The organism is Mesorhizobium sp. Root554 (assembly GCF_001427025.1).
GTDB lineage: Bacteria > Pseudomonadota > Alphaproteobacteria > Rhizobiales > Rhizobiaceae > Mesorhizobium.
This window is the reverse complement of sequence record NZ_LMGA01000001.1, coordinates 1,930,252-1,948,225: the sequence shown is the minus strand read 5'-3', so window position 1 is coordinate 1,948,225 and position 17,974 is coordinate 1,930,252. Positions and strand designations below refer to the sequence as shown.

The following is a 17,974-nucleotide window of genomic DNA, read 5'->3' as shown; positions in this document are numbered from 1 at the left end:
TCAAGCCACCCTGGAGGGCGGTCAATTACTCTTGATCGAACGTGTCGCAAACAGCGCCCGGAAAGGAAGAGAAGCGATCAGGTGTTGAACTTGAACAGCATCACGTCGCCGTCCTGCACGACATATTCCTTGCCTTCGTCGCGCGCCTTGCCAGCCTCCTTGGCCGCGACTTCGCCGCCGAGCGTGACGAAGTCGTTGTAGGCGATGGTCTGGGCGCGGATGAAGCCGCGTTCGAAGTCGGTGTGGATGACGCCGGCCGCGCCCGGCGCCTTGGTGCCACGCTCGATGGTCCAGGCGCGGGTCTCCTTCGGACCGGCGGTGAAATAGGTGATGAGGTCGAGAAGCTCGTATCCGGCACGGATCAGCTTATCGAGACCGGGCTCCTCCAGGCCCATCGAGGCAAGAAATTCGTGCTCTTCCTCGTCGGGGAGCTGGGCCACTTCCGCCTCGATCGCCGCCGAGATGATGACAGTGCGGGCGCCCTGCGGCGTCGCCATCGATTCCACCGCATTGGTGTGCTCGTTGCCGGTGGCGGCGTCAGCCTCGGCGACGTTGCAGACATAGAGCACCGGGTGGGATGTGAGCAGGTTGAGGCCGTGGAGGATCGGCAGGTCCTCGTCGGAAATATCCTGCAGCAGCACGCGCACGGGACGGCCATCCTGCAGGAGTTTCAGCGCCTTTTCCATGATCGGCAGCACGCCAAGCGCTTCCTTGTCCTTGCCCTGGGCGCGTTTGCGGATCTGCACGATGCGGCGCTCGAGGCTTTCGAGATCGGAGAGCATCAGCTCGGTTTCGACGGTCTCGGCGTCGGCGACGGGGTCGATGCGGCCTTCCACATGGGTGATGTCGTCATCCTCGAAACAACGCAGAACGTGGACGATGGCGTCTACCTCGCGGATGTTGGCGAGGAACTGGTTGCCCAGGCCTTCCCCCTTGGATGCGCCACGCACCAGTCCGGCGATGTCGACGAAGGAGATGCGGGTCGGGATGATTTCCTTCGACTTGGCGACGGCTGCGATCTTTTCGAGCCGCGGGTCCGGAACCGCCACCTCGCCGGTGTTCGGTTCGATGGTGCAGAAAGGATAGTTGGCGGCCTGCGCCGCGGCCGTTCTGGTCAGCGCATTGAAAAGCGTCGACTTGCCGACATTGGGCAGGCCGACGATGCCGCATTTGAAACCCATGATGATAAAGCCTTATCGAGAAACAGATTTGCTCAGGGCTATGGGCGAAAGCGGAGAGGATCGTCAAGCCTTTCGCTGCCGATCCCTCAATCCTTGCCGAACAGCTTCTTCAGCATGGCTGCCATGGGGCCGCTCTCTGGCAGCTTGGCCACCGGCGGCTGCGGACGCGCCTGGCGGATATGGCTCTGGGCGCCAGGTTTTTTTTTAGGCGGTGGCGCATCATCGGGACCGGTCGGCTGCAGCTTGTCGCGCAGCGCCAGCGTGATGCGGTTCATGAAGGCGCCGTCGTCGCCTTTGGCAAGCAGGTCGGCGCTATCGGCGATGGAGTCCAACAGCACGTCCAGCCATTCGCGGTCAGCTTTGGAGAAGTCACCAAGCACATGGCCATGCACCATTTCCTTGATGCCCGGATGGCCGACGCCGATGCGCACGCGCCGATAGGCATTGCCGATGTGCTGGTCGAGCGAGCGGATGCCGTTATGGCCACCGGAGCCGCCGCCGACCTTGACCCGCACCTTGCCCGCCACGAGGTCGATCTCGTCGTAGAAGACGGTAACCGCGGACGCATCGAGCTTGTAGAAGCGCAGCGCCTCGCCGACCGACTGGCCGGAGAGGTTCATGAAGGTCTGTGGCTTGATGAGGAGAACGCGCTCGCCGCCGATCTTGCCTTCGGCGATCTCGGCCTGGAACTTGCGCGACCAGGGCGAAAAGGAATGGCGGCGGGCAATCGCGTCCGCCGCCATGAAACCGACATTGTGCCTGTTGCCGGCATATTTCGTTCCCGGATTGCCGAGACCTGCGAACAGCAGCATCCGATCGGCCTCCCGTTATGCCGAAACTATTCTTTCTCTTCTTCTTCCTCGGTCTCGGCCGAAGCCTCGTCCTCGGCCGCTTCAGCTTCCGCGGTCTCCTCGGCTTCCGGCTTCATCGCCGAAGAACCGGCAATGGTGGCGATGGTGAAGTCGCGGTCGGAAATGACCGGCTTCACGCCTTCTGGCAGCTTCACAGCCGAGATGTGGAACGAGTCGCCAATCTCGGCGCCGGCCACATCGATGGTGATGAATTCCGGGATTGCGTTGGCCGGGCAGTGGAATTCCACTTCGTGACGAACGATGTTCAGCACGCCGCCACGCTTGATGCCGGGGGACTTCTCTTCATTGATGAAGTGAACCGGCACGTTGACGTTGACTTCGGTGTTCTTGCCGACACGCAGGAAATCGACATGCATCGGGAAGTCTTTGACCGGGTCCAGCTGGTAGTCCTTCGGCAGAACCTGGATTTTCTTGCCGCCGACATCGATGGTCGCGATGGTGGTCAGGAAACCGCCGCCGTGAATCTTGTAGTAGATTTCCTTGTACGACAGAGCGATCGCCAGGGGAGGCTGCTTTTCGCCGTAGATAACTGCAGGCACTTTACCATCGCGGCGAACTGCACGGGCGGACCCCTTACCGACCTGTTCGCGCGCTTCGGCTTTCAGCTCATAAGCGTCGTGGCTCATGGCATTTCCTTTCGCGTGTTACTGGAGCATTTCCGGGCGCCGGATGCCGGGTTCCGAAAATGTCGAAAGCCGCGGTATCCGCGGCTCCCGTCCGCGTTGCCTCCAAGGGTGTCTACGCGGGTGGCGGCTCTATAGCCGAAGGCAGCCGGCTCTGCAAGCCGGACGCCGGGTCTCAGGCCGTTACTTCCTTGGGCTCCCGGATGTTCGGCAGGAAGATCGTCAAGAGACCGATCAGCGGCAGGTAGGAGCAGAGCTTGAAGACGAACTCGATGCCCTTGGCGTCGGCGACGACGCCGAGCACCGCAGCCGCGATGCCGCCGATGCCGAAGGCGAAGCCGAAGAAGATTCCGGCGATCATGCCGACGCGGCCCGGCACCAGTTCCTGTGCGAACACGACGATGTTCGAGAAGGCCGAAGACAGGATCAGGCCGATAATGACGGTCAGGATCATGGTCCATTCGAGGTTGGCGTAAGGCAGGGCCAGCGTGAAGGGCAGGACGCCGACGATCGAAAACCAGATCATGGTTTTCTGGCCATAGCGATCGCCGAAGGGACCGCCAAGCAGGATGCCCAGCGCGGCCGACCCCAGGAAGAGGAACAGCATGACCTGCGACATCTGCACGGAAACGCCGAACTTCTCGATGGAGTAGAAGGTGTAGTAGCTCGATATGCTGGAGATGTAGGCGTTCTTGCTGCACACCAGTATGGCCAGCACGGCGAGCGTCGCGAGAATGCGGTTGCGCGAGAAGGTCCGTGCGGCGGGATGTCTGGCGGCCTTGGGCGCATTGGCGCGGCGCCGGCTGTACCAGCCTCCGACCTGCCAGAGAATGACGATACCAGCGAGCGAGGCGACAGAAAACCAGGCGAGGCTCTGCTGCCCCATCGGCACGACGATGAAGGCCGCCAGCAACGGGCCGAGAGACTGGCCGAAATTGCCGCCGACCTGGAACAGCGACTGCGCCAAGCCGAAGCGGCCGCCGGACGCGAAGCGGGCGATGCGCGAGGATTCCGGATGGAAGATGGCCGAGCCGATGCCGATCAGCGACGCGCCGATCAGCAGCAGCCAGTAGTGTCCGGCATAGGCCAGAACGATCAGGCCGATCAGCGACGCAGCCATGCCATAGGGGAGCGAATAAGGCATCGGCCGCTTGTCGGTGATCGCGCCGATGGCCGGCTGCAGCAGCGAGGCCGTGAGCTGGAATGTGAAGGTGAGCAGGCCGATCTGCCAGAAATCGAGCTGGTAGTTCGTCTTCAGCAACGGGTAGATGGCGGCCAGAAGCGACTGCATGATGTCGTTGATGCAATGGCAAAGGCTCACGGCCAGGATGATGGCGAAGGTGGTCGCTTCGGCCTGGCTGCGTCCCGCTGTCGTCGTCGTACTCACTTTGGTCTCCGGTCTTCTGGCGTCACTGTGCCGCGCCGCGCTTATAATCCGGTTGCGATGCTACTTCTTTCGTGGTTTGGTCCATTTATTACGCGAGTGGGCCATGTCTTCGACGCAGTGGATTTCTTTTCTTGAGGGTCCTTCGACCAATCTGGTGCGCCAGCATTCCGACAGGCTGGCGTGGCTGGAGCAGGTCGAGGGTCCGATCGTCGGCTTGCCGTCGGAATATCCGGATGGCTATGAGGTGCCGGAACACCGCCACAGCCGCAGCCAGTTGCTTCATGCGTTGACCGGGGTCGTTCTGGTCAAGACCCGCTATGGGAGTTGGATGGTCCCCCCCGATCACGCCATGTGGATACCGGCCGGTATCGCTCACACGGTGAACATGCTGGGCCGGGTCTCCATGCGGTCGCTCTATGTCGATCCCGAAGCCATCGAAGGGCTGCCGTCCGGGCTGAGGGTCGTCGGCGTCAGCGCCCTGATGCGCAGCCTGATCATCGAGGCGGTGGCGCTTCCGGATGAGGAGCCTTCGGCGCGCAACACACTTCTGTTGACGCTGATGCTGCACGAGATCCCGACCATGCCCGAACGCCCGCTCGGGCTGCCGTTTCCGGCCGATGCGCGCATCGCGGCGCTGTGCCGGCGCTTCGTGGCGTCGCCATCGCCCCACGCGACGATCCACGAATGGGCGGAAGCCGTCGGCATGAGCCGCCGCACATTCACCCGGGTCTTCCACCGGCAGACCGGATTGTCGCTGTCGACATGGCGCCAGCAGGCGTTGCTTTTCGCCGCCCTGCCACGCCTCGCCGACGGCGAACCGGTGACGCGCGTGGCCCTCGACCTCGGCTATGACAGCGTGCCCGCCTTCACCACCATGTTCAAGCGGATGCTGGGAACCTCGCCGCGGGCGTATCTGCGCGGCAAGGGCGAGGCGGTGTAGGCATCGACCAGCCCGTAATGGGCGTCGGTCACTTCCGAGGCAGCAACCTTTCCACCGCTTCCCGGACAAGGGCAGGAACTGCCTTGGCGTCGTCCAGATAGGCGCTCTCCAGAAGGCCGTCTGAAACCGCCACGAGAAGAGCCGCCGTCACCGGAGGGCTGGGATCGCCGTCCTCGGCAAGCAGGCGCCGGAGGGTGCCGTGATACCATGTGCGGCGCGCCTCGATGGCCCGTCGCACCGGGCTGGCCGGATCGGGATACTCGGCCGCCGCGTTGAGGAATGGACAGCCCCGCCAAGGCCCCGCCACAACCGCCTCGCCAATGCGGCCTATGATGGCGGCGATCATCTGCCTTGGAGGCTGTTTCGGGAGGGATGCGACGGCCGTCCGTCCGAGCCGGTCCTGCTCCTCGATGTAGGCGAGGACAAGTTCATCCTTCGACGGAAAATGGTTGTAGAAAGTCGCCTTGGCCACGCCGGCCTCCGCGATGATGCGATCGATGCCGATGGCGTGGATGCCTCCCTCATAGAAGAGGCGGGTCGCGGTATCGAGCAGCCGACGTCGTGGTGGCGTCGTTTCGGTGGCAGTCCCGGAGATTTTTCGCTTCATGCTTGACGCTAACAGACAGGTCTGTATATTGCAATTGACAGACAGACCTGTCTGTCCATTGTTTGGAGGAAATCATGCAGACGAAAGAGACATCTGAAATTATGCGTCGGTTCAATCAGGCGTTCCTTGAACACAATCCCGCCATCCTCGAAGACCTGGTCGCGCCGGATTGCGTGATGGAGTCGATCCAGCCGGCGCCCAACGGTACGCGCTACGAAGGCTACGACGTCTGTCTGGCTTTCTGGCAGGCGCTCGTGGCCGACAGCGTTTCCTATTTCGAGGTGGAAGACACGGTGGCGATGGATGACCGGGCCATCATTCGTTGGCGCTTCAATTTCGGCGACGGCGGGTCGGTTCGCGGCGTCAATCTGATGCGCGTTCGTGACGGCCGGATCGTAGAAGCCCTGGGCTATTCCAAATCGCCGGGTCAGGCCGCGCCCCTGCCTGCGTGACCGTGCAACGCTTCATCGCCCTGCGGTTCTCCGCAGGGTGCTGCGACAGATCAATGCACGGAAGGAGGAGGGATCATGATCATCATTGCTGGATACTCGCGCACCAGAGCGGCAAACGCGACGCTGCCGTGGCAGCGTTCGCCGCCATGGTCGGAAGAGCGAGACAGCAGGAAGGCTGCCTCGACCTGTCGATCAGTGCGGACCCGGTCGATCCGGAACGGATCAACCTTTTCGAATGCTGGCGTGACCAGGAATCCTGGCAGGCCTGGCGCAAAATCGCGAAGGGGCCGCGGATTACCCTGCGGGATTCTCACGTCAAGCTCTACCGGAGCGACAAAGCGGAACGTCCAGTCTAAGCGGTCGGGCGTCGCCATTTATGCGAGGTTGGACCACGACGGGAGCATCGGAGATGCCTCGCTCATGACCCGCGCGGCGCTTAGTCGAACAGGCTGGAAACCGACTCTTCCGTCGCGGTGCGGGAGATTGCCTCGCCCATCAGGTCGGCGATGGATACGACGCGAATATTGTGGGCGTCGAGGACCGCCTGGGTCGGCTGGATGGAATCGGTGATCACCAGCTCCTGCAGCTTGGAGCCGGCGATGCGCGCGGTGGCGCCGCCGGACAGAACGCCGTGGGTGATGTAGGCGGTGACGCTGGTGGCACCCTTTTCCAGCAGCGCGTCGGCTGCGTTGCAAAGCGTGCCGCCGGAATCGACGATGTCGTCGATGAGCAGGCAATCCTTGCCATGCACGTCGCCGATGATGTTCATCACTTCCGATTCGCCGGCGCGCTCGCGGCGCTTGTCGACAATGGACAATTGCGCATCGATGCGCTTGGCCAGCGAACGGGCGCGGACAACGCCGCCGACATCGGGCGAGACGACCATGACATTGGCAAGCTGCTTGTACTTGGCCTTTACGTCGCGGGCCATGACCGGCACGGAGAAGAGGTTGTCGGTCGGAATGTCGAAGAAGCCCTGGATCTGGCCGGCGTGCAGGTCGAGCGTCAGTACGCGGTTGACGCCGGCGCGGGCGATCATGTTGGCCACCAGCTTGGCCGAGATGGGCGTGCGGCCGGAGGCGCGGCGGTCCTGTCGCGCATAGCCGAAATAGGGCACCACGGCGGTGATGCGGCGGGCCGAAGAGCGCATGAAGGCATCGACCATGATGAGAAGTTCCATCAGGTGGTCGTTGGTGGGAAAGGATGTTGACTGGAGGACGAAAACATCCTCGCCGCGCACATTTTCCTGGATTTCGACGAAGATTTCCTGGTCGGCGAAACGGCGGACGGTGGCTTTTCCCAGTGGGATGTTGAGATAACGAGCGACACCTTCAGCCAGCACCCGATTGGAATTGCCCGCGAAAAGTTTCATGCACCGATCCCGATAGAAGGATTTTCAAGGCGCTTTTAGCTGGCTTGGTCGGTATTGCAAGCACCGCGATGCGGATTCACGCGGGAATCCAAATATAAGGTGTATCGGCGCGCCCTGGTCAGCCGACGGTGCCGGCCAGCCAGGTGCTCAACTGATCTATGGTGGAGTCGGCGATTGTCTGCATGACGGCGGGCGATACCGCGGTCCAACCCTCCGCGCCGTTGGCAGAAGGGGTCTTTTGCTGGCCGCTTATGCGGTGCAAGCGATTTCCCGCCGGGTCATAAACATCCCAGACGTAGATGACCGTCGTGTTCTTGCCTTCGCTGAGGACGGAGAAATAACCCTTCAGCGCATGCGTCGCCGAACGGTCGGAGCCGCCGACAAGCTGGATGCCGCGCTCGCGGGCGCGCGCCGCCAGGCGTTCGGTGAGCGGCGTCGCCGCTTCCACCGATGCGCCGACAATGGGGGCAATCTGCAGCTTTACCCTGGTCAGGGAGGCGACTTTCGGCGCCGTGGCAGGGCTTGTTGCCGGGGGCGAAGCAGTGGGATTTGCAGAGGTCGCCGGCGCGACGGGGGTCGCCTGCGTCGATGGAACGGGAGTCGTCGAGGCGGACGGTGGCGGAGGCAACTGGGCCGACTGCGTGGTCGTCGGAGAGGGCTGGAGCACGTCGTTGGCGCTGTTGCACGCCGATAGTGAAATCACCGCGAGCAAGGACATGGCTGCCGCGTGCGATCGCCTCATCTGCCCGGTTGCTCCTGACTCTGGACGCCCTCGCATCCTTACCAACACGGATTCACCGCACGATCAAGTCTACATCATGGCGGGAGAGGGGTTTGGGCTGGGATTCGGTGGTGAGGTAAGTGCGGCCAAGCGTCATGGCCGTTTCGGCCTCGGAATCCAGGATGATCATATGCGCGAACAGCGTCATGTTTGGCGCGATCGGCTCCGGATTGTCCTGGTAGAACATTGGCAAATCCATCCAGGATGGCGCAAAACGAGCGCCCAGCGAATAGCCGCAGGCATTCAGCCTGTGGCGAGTCAGTCCGTGAGCTTCCATGGTGCGGGCATGCGCATCGAACACGTCGCCGAAGGTGTTGCCGGGCGTCATCGCCTTTTCCACCGCGGCGAGCGCATCACGCGCCGCATCGAACAATTCCTGATGGCGTTTGGACACCTTGCCGGTCAGCGCCGTGGACATCATGGCGGCGTGGTAGTGATGGAACACGCCGGCCCATTCGAGCGTCAGCTGGTCGTTCTTGTTCAGCTTGCGGCGGCCCGCTTTGTAGCGGCAGAGGAGGGCGTCCACGCCTGAACCGATGACGAATTCGTTCGCCGGATAGTCACCACCGCCGGCAAGGACCGCGCCTTGCATGGCGGCCAGGATGGCGGCCTCGTCGGCACCCTGCTTGATCAGCTTGAGCGCGGCATCGAGCGCGTCGTCGGCAAGGGCGGCTGCCTTCTCCGCCTTGACGATTTCGGCCGGGCTCTTGAACAGCCGCAGCCGGCTGACCATGCCGGAGGCATCGGCGATCTGGCCGAAGGTCTGCAACTGCTCGTCAAGGCGACGACCGTTGAGGGCGGTCAGCCCATGCGTGTCGTATTCGACGCCGATGCGCGCACCGAGCAGGTCGAGTTCGTTCAAAAGGTTGCGCAGGTCGATGGCCGGATTGGCGTCGGCGCGATCGGTCCAGACGACGATGTTCTCGATGGTCGAGGTGTGGCGCGCCTGGCGCAGATCGGCCGAACGGGTCAACAGCACCATCGACCCGTCCGCCTTCATCACCAGGCACTGGAAGAAGCAGAAGCCGAACGTGTCGTAGCCGGTCAGCCAGTACATGCTTTCCTGCGCAAACAGCAGGATGGCGTCGAGCTTCTTGTCGGCCATCTCGATCATCAGCCGGTCGCGGCGGGCGTCGAACTCCGACTTTTCGAAATGCAGCGCCATGGTCAGTCCTCCAATGCGATGGCCGATATCTGGCGGCCATAATCCGGTTCACGGCGGTGGGTGGTGCGGCGGTAGGAATAGAACAAATCCTCCTCCGCATAGGTGCAGCGGTTCAGCGCTTGCGCCATCACGCCTGCCTTTACGAGACGGTCCACCGTATAGCGGTTGAGATCGAACATGGCATGACCGGTCTTCGCCGACGGCACGAAATAGGCCTGGTTGCGCGCATCCGCCTCGACGAAGCGTGCGACGAACTCGGCGCCGACTTCATAATTGTCGGGACCGATGGTCGGGCCAAGCACGGCCACGATGTTTTCGCGGCGAGCGCCGATGCTTTCCATGGCCGCCACGGTGTTTTCCAGCACGCCGGTCAGCGCGCCCTTCCAGCCGGCATGGGCGGCTGCCACGACGCGCGCCTTGGCATCGGCGAACAGGACCGGTCCGCAATCGGCGCTGGATGCGCCGACGGCGATGCCTGGGCGATCGGTGACGATCGCATCGACCTGTGGCCGCTCAGTGAAAGGCTCGCGGACGATGACGACGTCGGGCGAATGGATTTGGTAGGCGCTCAGGAGATGGCTTGCGGGCACGCCCATCCATTCGGCGACACGACGGCGATTTTCCCCTACCAACTGCGGGTCGTCGGCCGAACCGATGCCTGTATTCAGGCCACTGTAGATGCCGTTCGATACGCCACCCACGCGCGTGAAATAGCCATGGCGGATGCCTTCTGCCCTGGCCTTTTCGAGCAAATCGGAGCGAACCGGGTCCGGCTTGGTTTGATTCGACATTGCCGCTTTGTTGTTCCCCAAAGCTGTTTCGTCAAGCATGGCATCGACCCGTTTGCGGTGGGCGACAGTGCGGCAGGGCGGCGCGAAAAGTCAATTTCAAAGGACAGAAGGATCGATCAGGGACGGGAAGGGCGGGACGCCGACGCCGCGCGGCAGCACGGCGAGAACCTTGAACAGGTCGCCCATTGCGTCAGGTCCGGCAAGGCGTTCGACTTCGCCGGAAATGCGTTCCCGAACGGCGTCGTCAGCCGAGGCGCCAAGCTGGCCGGCGCGCTCCAGCAGCCCCATGGCGAGCAGGAATTCGCCCTGTGTCATGGCACGGGGATCGAGCCCGCAAGTGCGTGCGACGGATGCCAAGGCGGCGAAATCGACATGGGCGGTCAGGTCGGCCTCGCCGGGACTGGCGAGCACGTCCTCCGGCGCATGCCTGCGGACGGCCTGCAGCGTGTCGCCAACGGCCGGGTGCAGATAGCCATAATCGATGAAGAGGCCGGCGCCGCCGTCCGCGGCGATCCGCTCGGCGATCTTCTGCATCAGCGCCGACCGGGCTGGTGCGAGTTCGACGATGGCGCCCGTTGGGGCGGTGGCCGCGTCGTAAGGCAGCAAGGTTGGGTCGACCGAGCCCGCGCCGGCAAAGAAGGCGAGGTCATCGTCGTCATTCAAACTGACCACGCGTTCGCGCCAGCCCTTTTCGGTGCGGACATACTGGCGGAGCTGCAGGGCGTCGAAAAGCTCGTTGCCGACGATAAGCAGCGGCTGGCGCGGCAGGTCCGAAATGTCCCTATGCCATTCGAAACGGCCAGCCGAGCCTTCCAACGTGCGCGCCTGAACCTGCGATAGTCTCTCGCTGGTTTCGACCAGCGTGAAGCGGGCGGAGGCGGCAAGATCGGGTTCGATCTTCGCCAACGTGCGGGCAATGTCCTTGGTCAGAGTGCCGCGGCCAGGGCCGATCTCGACGATGAGCGCATCGGCGGGACTGCCGAGCGCGCGCCAGGCGGACGCCAGCCAGACGCCGATCAGTTCGCCGAACATCTGGCTGATTTCGGGCGCGGTGATGAAATCCCCGCCGCGACCGAAGGGTTCGCGGGTCATGTAGTAGCCGTCCTGCGGGTCAGACAGGCAAAGCGCCATGTATTCGCTGATCGGGATGGGGCCCAGCGCCTCGATCAGTTCGACGATGCGGCGTTTAAGCCGTGTCATGCCGATTGCGGGTCGGCCCGCTGCTGCTGGGTGACAGGCCGGGCGGTCGCCATCGCCCATATGCCGGCCAGAACCATCGGCGTCGACAGCACCATGCCCATGGTCAGCCAGCCGGTGCCGAGAAGGTATCCCAACTGGGCATCCGGCTCGCGGAAGAACTCGACGAAGATGCGTGACAGGCCGTAGCCGCAGATGAAAGCCCCGCCGACGAAGCGCGGCGTGCCGAGCTTGAGACGCGAATGGGTGAGCAGCCGCAGCACCAGGAACAGGACGAGCCCTTCCAGCAGCGCCTCGTAGATCTGACTGGGGTGCCGGGGGAAGGGGCCGCCATTCGGGAATTCCACCGCCCACGGCACGTCGGTGACGCGGCCCCAGAGTTCGTCGTTGATGAAGTTCGCGACGCGCACGAGGCCAAGCCCGACCGGCACGCCGGCTGCGACGACGTCGAGGAGCGACCAGGCATGGATGCCGCGCGAGCGGGCAAACAGCACCATCGCCAGGGTGGTTCCGAGCATGCCGCCATGGAAGGACATGCCGCCCTGCCAGACGGCGAAAATATCGAGCGGATTGGCGAGATAGCGGGGCAGGTCGTAGAACAGGATATAGCCGGTGCGGCCACCGACAACGACGCCGACGGCGGCCCAAACGATGAAATCGTCGAGGTCTTCCGGCTTCATCGGCAGGATTCCCTGTGGCCATAGCCGCGTGTTGGTGATGAGCCGCTTGGCATACCACCACGCAAACAGGATGCCGACGATATAGCCGACACCGTACCAATGGATCGCCAGCGGCCCGATCTGGACGATGACCGGATCGATCTGCGGAAAGGGCAGCGCGGCAAGCGGCAGAAGCAGATATTCGCTCAAGATGGTCTCCGGGCGGGCGTTCGGCGCGGACCATGCGGCAGGCTTTTGGCGCGGTCAAGGCACGCGGAACTTGCAATCCGGCCCGCTGGCTACTAGGTCATTTCCATCAAGCGAGGATTTGCCATGTCGACCGGACCGAACCGCATTCTCGATGAATTCGCCAAGCTGGTTATCGACGCGGCAGGCGCCGCGCAAGGTGTGAGGCGGGAAGTCGAAACCGCCGTCAGGGCACAGGCAGAACGCATCCTTGGCTCAATGGATGTTGTGCAGCGCGAAGAGTTCGAGGCGGTGCGCGACATGGCGACGAAGGCGCGTGAGGAAAACGCCAAGCTGGCGGCCCGCATCGAAGCCTTGGAAGCGCGGCCCGCAGGGCAAGCTGGAACGGCCGAAAAGACCAGCGCCACGGGCTCGCCGAAACCACGCGCCAAAAAATAATCCTTAAACTTTTCCACAAAGCCCGATCCTGAAAAGCGCTTTCGGCTGAATCGCTTAGACCTGTTGCGTGAATCTCCGCCGCAGCGGTTTCCACACGTGAATTGCACCATGCGAAAAATTGGGCTGGTCACGCGACTCCCGATCAATAGACTGAATTTGCTGCATGATTCGAAGCGCGGATCATGCACCGGGCGGTGGGATCGATCTGGGGTTGATGCGTCGAGCAGTCAGTCCATGCCGTCCGAGTTCAGGAATTTTGTTCGTCGTGTGCCTTCCACGGAGCGTGGCGGCGCTCCACTCGAACGACAGAAAGCATTTCATGGAACTTCTCGAACTCGAATTTTCCCGCGAGATCCATCCGGTGGACGTCATCGAGCAGGTGGCGCACAACAACGACTGGTCGTTCGAGCGCGCCGGCGACGACGAGATTTCGATTTCGGTGGCCGGTACCTGGACCGAATATCAAGTCTCCTTCTCCTGGATGGAGGACTTCGAGGCCCTGCATCTGGCCTGCGCCTTCGACATCAAGGTGCCCGAAGCGCGTGCTCTCGAAGTGATGCGGCTTCTGTCGCTTATCAACGAACAGATGCTGTTCGGTCATTTCGACCTGTGGGAACAGGAAGGCGCGATCATGTTCCGGCAGTCCTTGTTGCTGGCCGGAGGCGTCGAGCCTTCAAGCCAACAGGTCGAGGTGCTGCTGTCATCGGCGCTCGAGGCCTGCGAATGCTATTTTCAGGCGTTCCAGTTCGTCGTCTGGTCCGGGACGTCGGCCAAGGACGCGCTGGCCGGTGTCTTGTTCGAGACGCACGGCAACGCCTGAAAGCCTGCGCTGAGACGGGTGATGCCGGGCTGCAAATGGCATTTCCCTGCGCTCCGGTGTTCACGTACTTCATGTACGCTCCGCTCCGGTGCTCGGCCAATTCCATTTTCGCCCCGGCCTGAGCCGTTTCAGGGCAGGCTTGCAGTGTTCCAAAGAGGTGATCCGCATGAGTTCGGACAGCCAGCCCAAGACCGAGATCAGTTTAGCGGATTTCGACAAGGTCGACATCCGCGCCGGCACCATCGTCGAAGCGGAGCCGTTTCCCGAGGCACGCAAGCCGGCAATCAAGCTGAAGATCGATTTCGGCCCGATCATAGGCGTCAAGAAATCCTCGGCGCAGATCACCAAACACTACAAGCCGGAGGAACTCATCGGCCGTCAGGTTTTCGCGGTGGTGAACTTTCCGCCGCGCCAGATCGGGCCGGTCATGTCCGAGGTGCTTACGCTCGGCTTTCCGGACGACGAGGGGGCGGTCGTGCTCGGCGCCATCGATCTCAAGGTGCCGAACGGCGGGCGGCTGTTCTAACCGATTTCGTGATCTTTGACGGGTTCTAACCTGCCGATTGCACCAACGGGCGGTCTGTGTTCCGGAGGTGCTCTTCCGCTCCGGTTGCCAGGGCCTCGTGAACCGTCGCCATGAACATTTCGGCGCAGGTTTTCCACGAATAGCGCAGGGCGCGCTCGCGCGCTTCGCCGCGGTCAACGTCCAGCGCTGCAAGCGCGGCCGCCCGAAGGTCATCCGACACAACCCCTCCAATCCCGTCGCCGACGATGTCGATGGGGCCGGTTACCGGATAGGCCGCGACCGGCGTACCACTGGCGAGTGCCTCGATGATGACGTTGCCGAAGGTGTCGGTCCGGCTCGGGAACACGAAGACGTCGGCGGACGCATAAATCTCCGCCAATCGGGCGCTCGGCTGATGACCGAGGAAATGGGCGCCGGGATATTTTGCCTTCAGCCTGGCGAATTCGGGTCCGTCACCGACGATGACCTTGCTGCCTGGCAGATCCAAGTCAAGAAAAGCCGGCAGGTTCTTCTCGACGGCGACACGGCCGACACAAAGGAAGATCGGTCCGGGGAAACCCAGATCGCGGCGCTTTTCCGGTTTGAAATGCTCGATATCGACGCCGCGCGTCCATGGCCTCAGCTTGTTGAAGCCTTTCTCGGCGAGATCGTCGGCCAGCGATTGCGTGGCGACCAGCGTGCCCTGCCCGGAATTGTGGAAGTTGCGCAACCACCCATAGGCCCAGGCTTCCGGGACCGGCAGGCGGGCGCTCAGATATTCCGGGAAGCGGGTGTGGTAGCTGGTCGTGAACGGCCGGCCTACCTTGCGGCAATAGCGGCGCGCCATCAGGCCGAGGGGGCCTTCGGTGACGATATGGATATGATCGGCAGCGGCCCTTTCGATGAGACGCGCGACGTTGCCGGGCGTCGTCAATGCCAGCCGGATGTCGGGATAGGTCGGCAAAGGCAAGGTGCGGAAGATGTTCGGGGTCAGGAACTCGGTTTCGATGCCGAGCCCCTGGAGCGTCTCCGACAGGCGCTCCAGCGTGTGAACCACGCCGTTTACCTGCGGTTTCCAGGCATCGGTGACCATCAGTATGCGCATGACAACCGTCTCCTGTCGGATCGGCACGCGAATCGTGGAGATTCAGCGCTGCATGTGCGCTGTTCATCATGCTTTCATGACGGGCGGATGAAACCGGCGTGACGGATCAGGCCGGGACCTTGATCAGCGCGCGCAGGCCGCCCAGAGGGCTGTCCTCAAGGGTTATGTCACCGCCATGGCTGCGCGCGATGTCGCGGGCGATGGAAAGACCGAGGCCGGTTCCGCTGGCGTCGAGATTGCGCGCCTCGTCCAGCCGCACGAAGGGTTTGAAGACTTCGTCGCGCCTGTTCGCGGGAATGCCGGGGCCATTGTCATCGACGGTGACGGTGAGCGTGCCGCCGCTGTGATCGGCGTGAATGTCGATCTTTTCGGCATAACGGAAGGCGTTGCCGGCGACGTTGCCGAGAAGCCGGGAAAAGGCATGCGGGCGCACATGGACCTTGCGATCGCCCTTGACGGATGTCGACAGCTTGCGGCCGTGGAGCTTGGCCTCCTCGCCGAGTTTCTGGAAATAAACGCCGAGATCGAACTCGCCAGTGTCTTCCGACGCTTCGCCGCGCGCGAAATCCAGATAACCCTGCAGCATCGACTGCATGTCGTCGATATCCTGGTTGAGCGCCTTGGCATCCGCCTTGCTGCCGCTCAGCGCCAGTTGCAGCTTGAAGCGCGTCAGGATGGTGCGCAGATCGTGGCTGACGCCGGTCAGCATGGCCGTGCGCTGCTCGATCTGCCGCTCGATGCGTTCGCGCATCTGGATGAAGGCAAAGCCGGCCCTGCGAACCTCCTCGGCGCCGCGCGGGCGGAAGTTCTGCGGCATCGGCCGGCCCTTGCCGAAGCTTTCCGCGGCCTCGGTGAGCGCCAGGATCGGCCTTATCTGGTTGCGCAGGAAGGGAATGGCGATGAACAGCAGGACAAGCGACGTACCGACCATCCAGATCAGGAAGATGTGCGTGTTGGAGGCGTAGGCCTGGCTGCGCCGGACGAAGACGCGCAGCACCTTGTTCTCCAGCTGGATACGAACCTCGACGATGTTAGAATTGCCGACGGTGTCGATCCAGAAAGGCCGGTTGATCTGCCGGGTTATCTCGGCCGACATGGTCTGGTCGAGGATGGAGAAAAACGGCTTTGGACCTGGCGCAGGCAGGGGATCCGGCGGCAACAGATCGACCTTCATCTGCATGCGGTCCTGGGCGATGCGGATGATGTTGGCGTAGTCGGCATCGTGCGGATAGGTTTCGACCAGGTCGATGACGGCGGCGATATCGCGCGTGACGGCCTGCGACAGGCGTTGCGTCACTGTCTGCCAGTGCTTTTCCATGAAGACGAAGGCGATGACCGATTGCAGCAGGATCATCGGCGCGATGACGATGATGAGCGAGCGCGCGTAAAGCCGCTTCGGCATATAGAGCGAAACGAGCCGCCAGAAGCGGCTCCAGTTGCGCGGCAGGCCCTTCACCGCACGCATGATGCGTGCGCCGAGGTCGGTCGGCTGCGGGCCCTGCAATTCGCTTGTCGCCATTGTCCTACCGTTGGCGGAACATCCGCCGGGAAGGCGGTGGGTCTATTCTATTCCACGCTGAGGCGATACCCAATACCGCGCACGGTCTGCAGCCAGACGGGGTTGGACGGGTCGCGCTCGATCTTGCGGCGCAAGCGGTTGATCTGGACGTCGATGGTCCGCTCGCCGACCTCGGAATCGTCGCCGACCAGCTCATGGCGGGGTATGGTTTCCCCGGCCCGGGCGGCGAATATCGCCAGGATTTCCTGCTCCCGGTCGGTCAGTTTCAGGGCCTCTCCGCCACGCTTGAGCTCGCGCTTGGCGATCTGGAACGTGTAGGGCCCGAAAACAAGCTGCTCGACCTTCGGCGTCGCCGCCGGTCCGCCGCGGCGCAGGATGCTGTTTATGCGCAGGATCAGCTCACGGGGATCGAAAGGCTTCGGCAGATAGTCGTCGGCCCCGGCCTCCAGTCCGGTGATGCGATTGTCCGTCTCGGAAAGCGCCGTCAGCATCAGGATGGGGACGTTCTTTTCCGTCCGCAGCGACTTGGTCAGGTCGACGCCGCTTTCGCCCGGCATCATGACGTCCAGCACCAGCAGGTCGAAGTCGAGCCCGACGAGCTTGCGTCGCGCGTCCTCCGCATTGCCGGCGACGGTGACGCGGAAGCCGTTCTCGCTGAGATACTGCTTCAGAAGATTGCGGATACGGGTATCGTCATCGACCACGAGCAGATGCGGCGCGTCGTCGTCAGGCATTGACGGATGCTCGATCCTGTCATTGCTTTCCATCGTTTCGTCCTGATCCTGCATTTCAACCTGCATTCTTCGGCACAATGTCGATCTGGGCTCTTAGTTCTGGATTGACCATAGCTTTGAGGAAGCGCTCGATCGAGTCCCTCTGTCCGGCACTCGCCTCCTTCAATGCAGCATGGATGCGGCGCGACTGTGGCTTTGCCAGCACCAGGGCCAGCGCCCTGCCCTTGGCGGTAGGGTAGAGTTCACGCTGGCGGCGGTCCTTGGGACCTTGCAACTGGACGACATGTCCGGTGTCGATCAACTCCTTCAGGACGCGCGCCAGGGACTGCTTGGTTATCTTCAGCACATCCAGGAGCTCGGCTACCGTCAGCCCAGGCCGGCGGTTGACGAAGTGAAGCACCCGGTGATGGGCGCGGCCAAAGCCATAATCCGTGAGGATTTCGTCGGGGTCGGACGTGAAGTCGCGATAGGCGAAGAAAAACAGCTCTATGAGGGTGAAATCGATTCCGTCGTCGTCGGCTACCGCTGTCCTGATCGGGGTGGCAACTGCGTCTGTTTGGTCGCTCATGGGTTTCCTGCGGCACAAAATATGTCAGCATTATTGACATATTTTTCGGGC

The 17,974-nt window shown here is 62.7% G+C and carries 21 protein-coding genes; 6 read left to right on the top strand and 15 right to left on the bottom strand.

The window, feature by feature from the left end; genetic code table 11:
* Window positions 1–77: 77 nt before the first annotated feature.
* The 4 genes from ychF to ASD44_RS09385 form a co-directional block, all read right to left on the bottom strand.
* Entirely contained in the window at window positions 78–1,181 is a 1,104-nt protein-coding gene (ychF, locus tag ASD44_RS09400) for a redox-regulated ATPase YchF (RefSeq protein ID WP_056110957.1), read from the bottom strand.
* Between the two features lie 86 nt (window positions 1,182–1,267).
* Complete coding sequence (pth, locus tag ASD44_RS09395; RefSeq protein ID WP_056110956.1) at window positions 1,268–1,993, bottom strand: aminoacyl-tRNA hydrolase; 726 nt, start codon at window positions 1,991–1,993, stop codon at window positions 1,268–1,270.
* A 26-nt stretch (window positions 1,994–2,019) separates the two neighbouring features.
* Window positions 2,020–2,679: a 50S ribosomal protein L25/general stress protein Ctc gene (locus ASD44_RS09390; protein WP_056110954.1), complete on the bottom strand. Its 660-nt coding sequence runs from the start codon at window positions 2,677–2,679 to the stop codon at window positions 2,020–2,022.
* A 172-nt stretch (window positions 2,680–2,851) separates the two neighbouring features.
* Complete coding sequence (locus ASD44_RS09385) at window positions 2,852–4,063, bottom strand: MFS transporter (RefSeq protein WP_244478743.1); 1,212 nt, start codon at window positions 4,061–4,063, stop codon at window positions 2,852–2,854.
* Between the two features lie 103 nt (window positions 4,064–4,166).
* Between ASD44_RS09385 and ASD44_RS09380 the strand changes: the two genes are divergently transcribed.
* Window positions 4,167–5,003, top strand: a complete 837-nt coding sequence (locus ASD44_RS09380; RefSeq protein ID WP_056110950.1) for a helix-turn-helix transcriptional regulator — start codon at window positions 4,167–4,169, stop codon at window positions 5,001–5,003.
* A gap of 28 nt (window positions 5,004–5,031) precedes the next feature.
* On the opposite strand, the gene ASD44_RS09375 is transcribed toward ASD44_RS09380, so the two are convergent.
* Window positions 5,032–5,610, bottom strand: coding sequence for a TetR/AcrR family transcriptional regulator (locus tag ASD44_RS09375; protein ID WP_056110947.1), 579 nt, complete (start codon window positions 5,608–5,610; stop codon window positions 5,032–5,034).
* A 74-nt stretch (window positions 5,611–5,684) separates the two neighbouring features.
* Here ASD44_RS09375 and ASD44_RS09370 point away from each other — a divergent pair, with 74 nt between their 5' ends.
* Window positions 5,685–6,062 carry a nuclear transport factor 2 family protein gene (locus tag ASD44_RS09370; RefSeq protein ID WP_056115820.1) on the top strand — a complete coding sequence of 126 codons (378 nt, stop codon included), beginning with the start codon at window positions 5,685–5,687 and terminating at the stop codon, window positions 6,060–6,062.
* Between the two features lie 53 nt (window positions 6,063–6,115).
* Window positions 6,116–6,418, top strand: a complete 303-nt coding sequence (locus ASD44_RS09365; RefSeq protein ID WP_320409847.1) for an antibiotic biosynthesis monooxygenase family protein — start codon at window positions 6,116–6,118, stop codon at window positions 6,416–6,418.
* 80 nt (window positions 6,419–6,498) lie between these two features.
* Here ASD44_RS09365 and ASD44_RS09360 read toward each other — a convergent pair whose 3' ends face one another.
* From ASD44_RS09360 to lgt, 6 genes are all read right to left on the bottom strand, one after another.
* Window positions 6,499–7,434 (bottom strand): ribose-phosphate pyrophosphokinase, encoded by a 936-nt coding sequence (locus ASD44_RS09360; RefSeq protein ID WP_056110945.1) that lies wholly within the window; start codon window positions 7,432–7,434, stop codon window positions 6,499–6,501.
* Between the two features lie 118 nt (window positions 7,435–7,552).
* A complete protein-coding gene (locus ASD44_RS09355; protein ID WP_056110944.1) occupies window positions 7,553–8,176 on the bottom strand; it encodes a hypothetical protein in 624 nt (207 codons plus the stop codon).
* Between the two features lie 52 nt (window positions 8,177–8,228).
* A complete protein-coding gene (locus tag ASD44_RS09350) occupies window positions 8,229–9,380 on the bottom strand; it encodes a Xaa-Pro peptidase family protein (protein WP_056110941.1) in 1,152 nt (383 codons plus the stop codon).
* A gap of 2 nt (window positions 9,381–9,382) precedes the next feature.
* Window positions 9,383–10,171, bottom strand: a complete 789-nt coding sequence (gene pgeF / locus ASD44_RS09345; RefSeq protein ID WP_056110939.1) for a peptidoglycan editing factor PgeF — start codon at window positions 10,169–10,171, stop codon at window positions 9,383–9,385.
* A 96-nt stretch (window positions 10,172–10,267) separates the two neighbouring features.
* Window positions 10,268–11,371 (bottom strand): class I SAM-dependent methyltransferase, encoded by a 1,104-nt coding sequence (locus ASD44_RS09340; protein WP_056110936.1) that lies wholly within the window; start codon window positions 11,369–11,371, stop codon window positions 10,268–10,270.
* Window positions 11,368–12,237 carry a prolipoprotein diacylglyceryl transferase gene (lgt, locus tag ASD44_RS09335; protein ID WP_056110930.1) on the bottom strand — a complete coding sequence of 290 codons (870 nt, stop codon included), beginning with the start codon at window positions 12,235–12,237 and terminating at the stop codon, window positions 11,368–11,370. Before lgt ends, ASD44_RS09340 begins: the two co-directional genes overlap by 4 nt.
* A 123-nt stretch (window positions 12,238–12,360) precedes the next feature.
* Here lgt and ASD44_RS09330 point away from each other — a divergent pair, with 123 nt between their 5' ends.
* The 3 genes from ASD44_RS09330 (at window position 12,361) to ASD44_RS09320 (ending at window position 14,018) form a co-directional block, all read left to right on the top strand.
* Window positions 12,361–12,672 carry an accessory factor UbiK family protein gene (locus ASD44_RS09330; protein ID WP_056110929.1) on the top strand — a complete coding sequence of 104 codons (312 nt, stop codon included), beginning with the start codon at window positions 12,361–12,363 and terminating at the stop codon, window positions 12,670–12,672.
* Window positions 12,673–12,991: 319 nt separating this feature from the next.
* The gene (locus ASD44_RS09325) at window positions 12,992–13,492 is read left to right on the top strand and encodes a YbjN domain-containing protein (protein ID WP_056115816.1); all 501 of its coding nucleotides are present in this window, start codon (window positions 12,992–12,994) and stop codon (window positions 13,490–13,492) included.
* Between the two features lie 166 nt (window positions 13,493–13,658).
* Window positions 13,659–14,018 (top strand): tRNA-binding protein, encoded by a 360-nt coding sequence (locus ASD44_RS09320; RefSeq protein WP_056110927.1) that lies wholly within the window; start codon window positions 13,659–13,661, stop codon window positions 14,016–14,018.
* A 25-nt stretch (window positions 14,019–14,043) separates the two neighbouring features.
* Here ASD44_RS09320 and ASD44_RS09315 read toward each other — a convergent pair whose 3' ends face one another.
* The 4 genes from ASD44_RS09315 to ASD44_RS09300 form a co-directional block, all read right to left on the bottom strand.
* On the bottom strand, window positions 14,044–15,102 hold the full coding sequence (locus tag ASD44_RS09315) for a glycosyltransferase family 1 protein (protein ID WP_056110925.1): 1,059 nt from the start codon (window positions 15,100–15,102) through the stop codon (window positions 14,044–14,046).
* 106 nt (window positions 15,103–15,208) lie between these two features.
* Window positions 15,209–16,621, bottom strand: a complete 1,413-nt coding sequence (locus ASD44_RS09310; RefSeq protein WP_082542421.1) for an ATP-binding protein — start codon at window positions 16,619–16,621, stop codon at window positions 15,209–15,211.
* A 47-nt stretch (window positions 16,622–16,668) separates the two neighbouring features.
* Window positions 16,669–17,388: a response regulator transcription factor gene (locus ASD44_RS09305; RefSeq protein ID WP_056115810.1), complete on the bottom strand. Its 720-nt coding sequence runs from the start codon at window positions 17,386–17,388 to the stop codon at window positions 16,669–16,671.
* 22 nt (window positions 17,389–17,410) lie between these two features.
* On the bottom strand, window positions 17,411–17,923 hold the full coding sequence (locus ASD44_RS09300) for a MarR family transcriptional regulator (protein ID WP_056110923.1): 513 nt from the start codon (window positions 17,921–17,923) through the stop codon (window positions 17,411–17,413).
* Window positions 17,924–17,974: the final 51 nt, after the last annotated feature.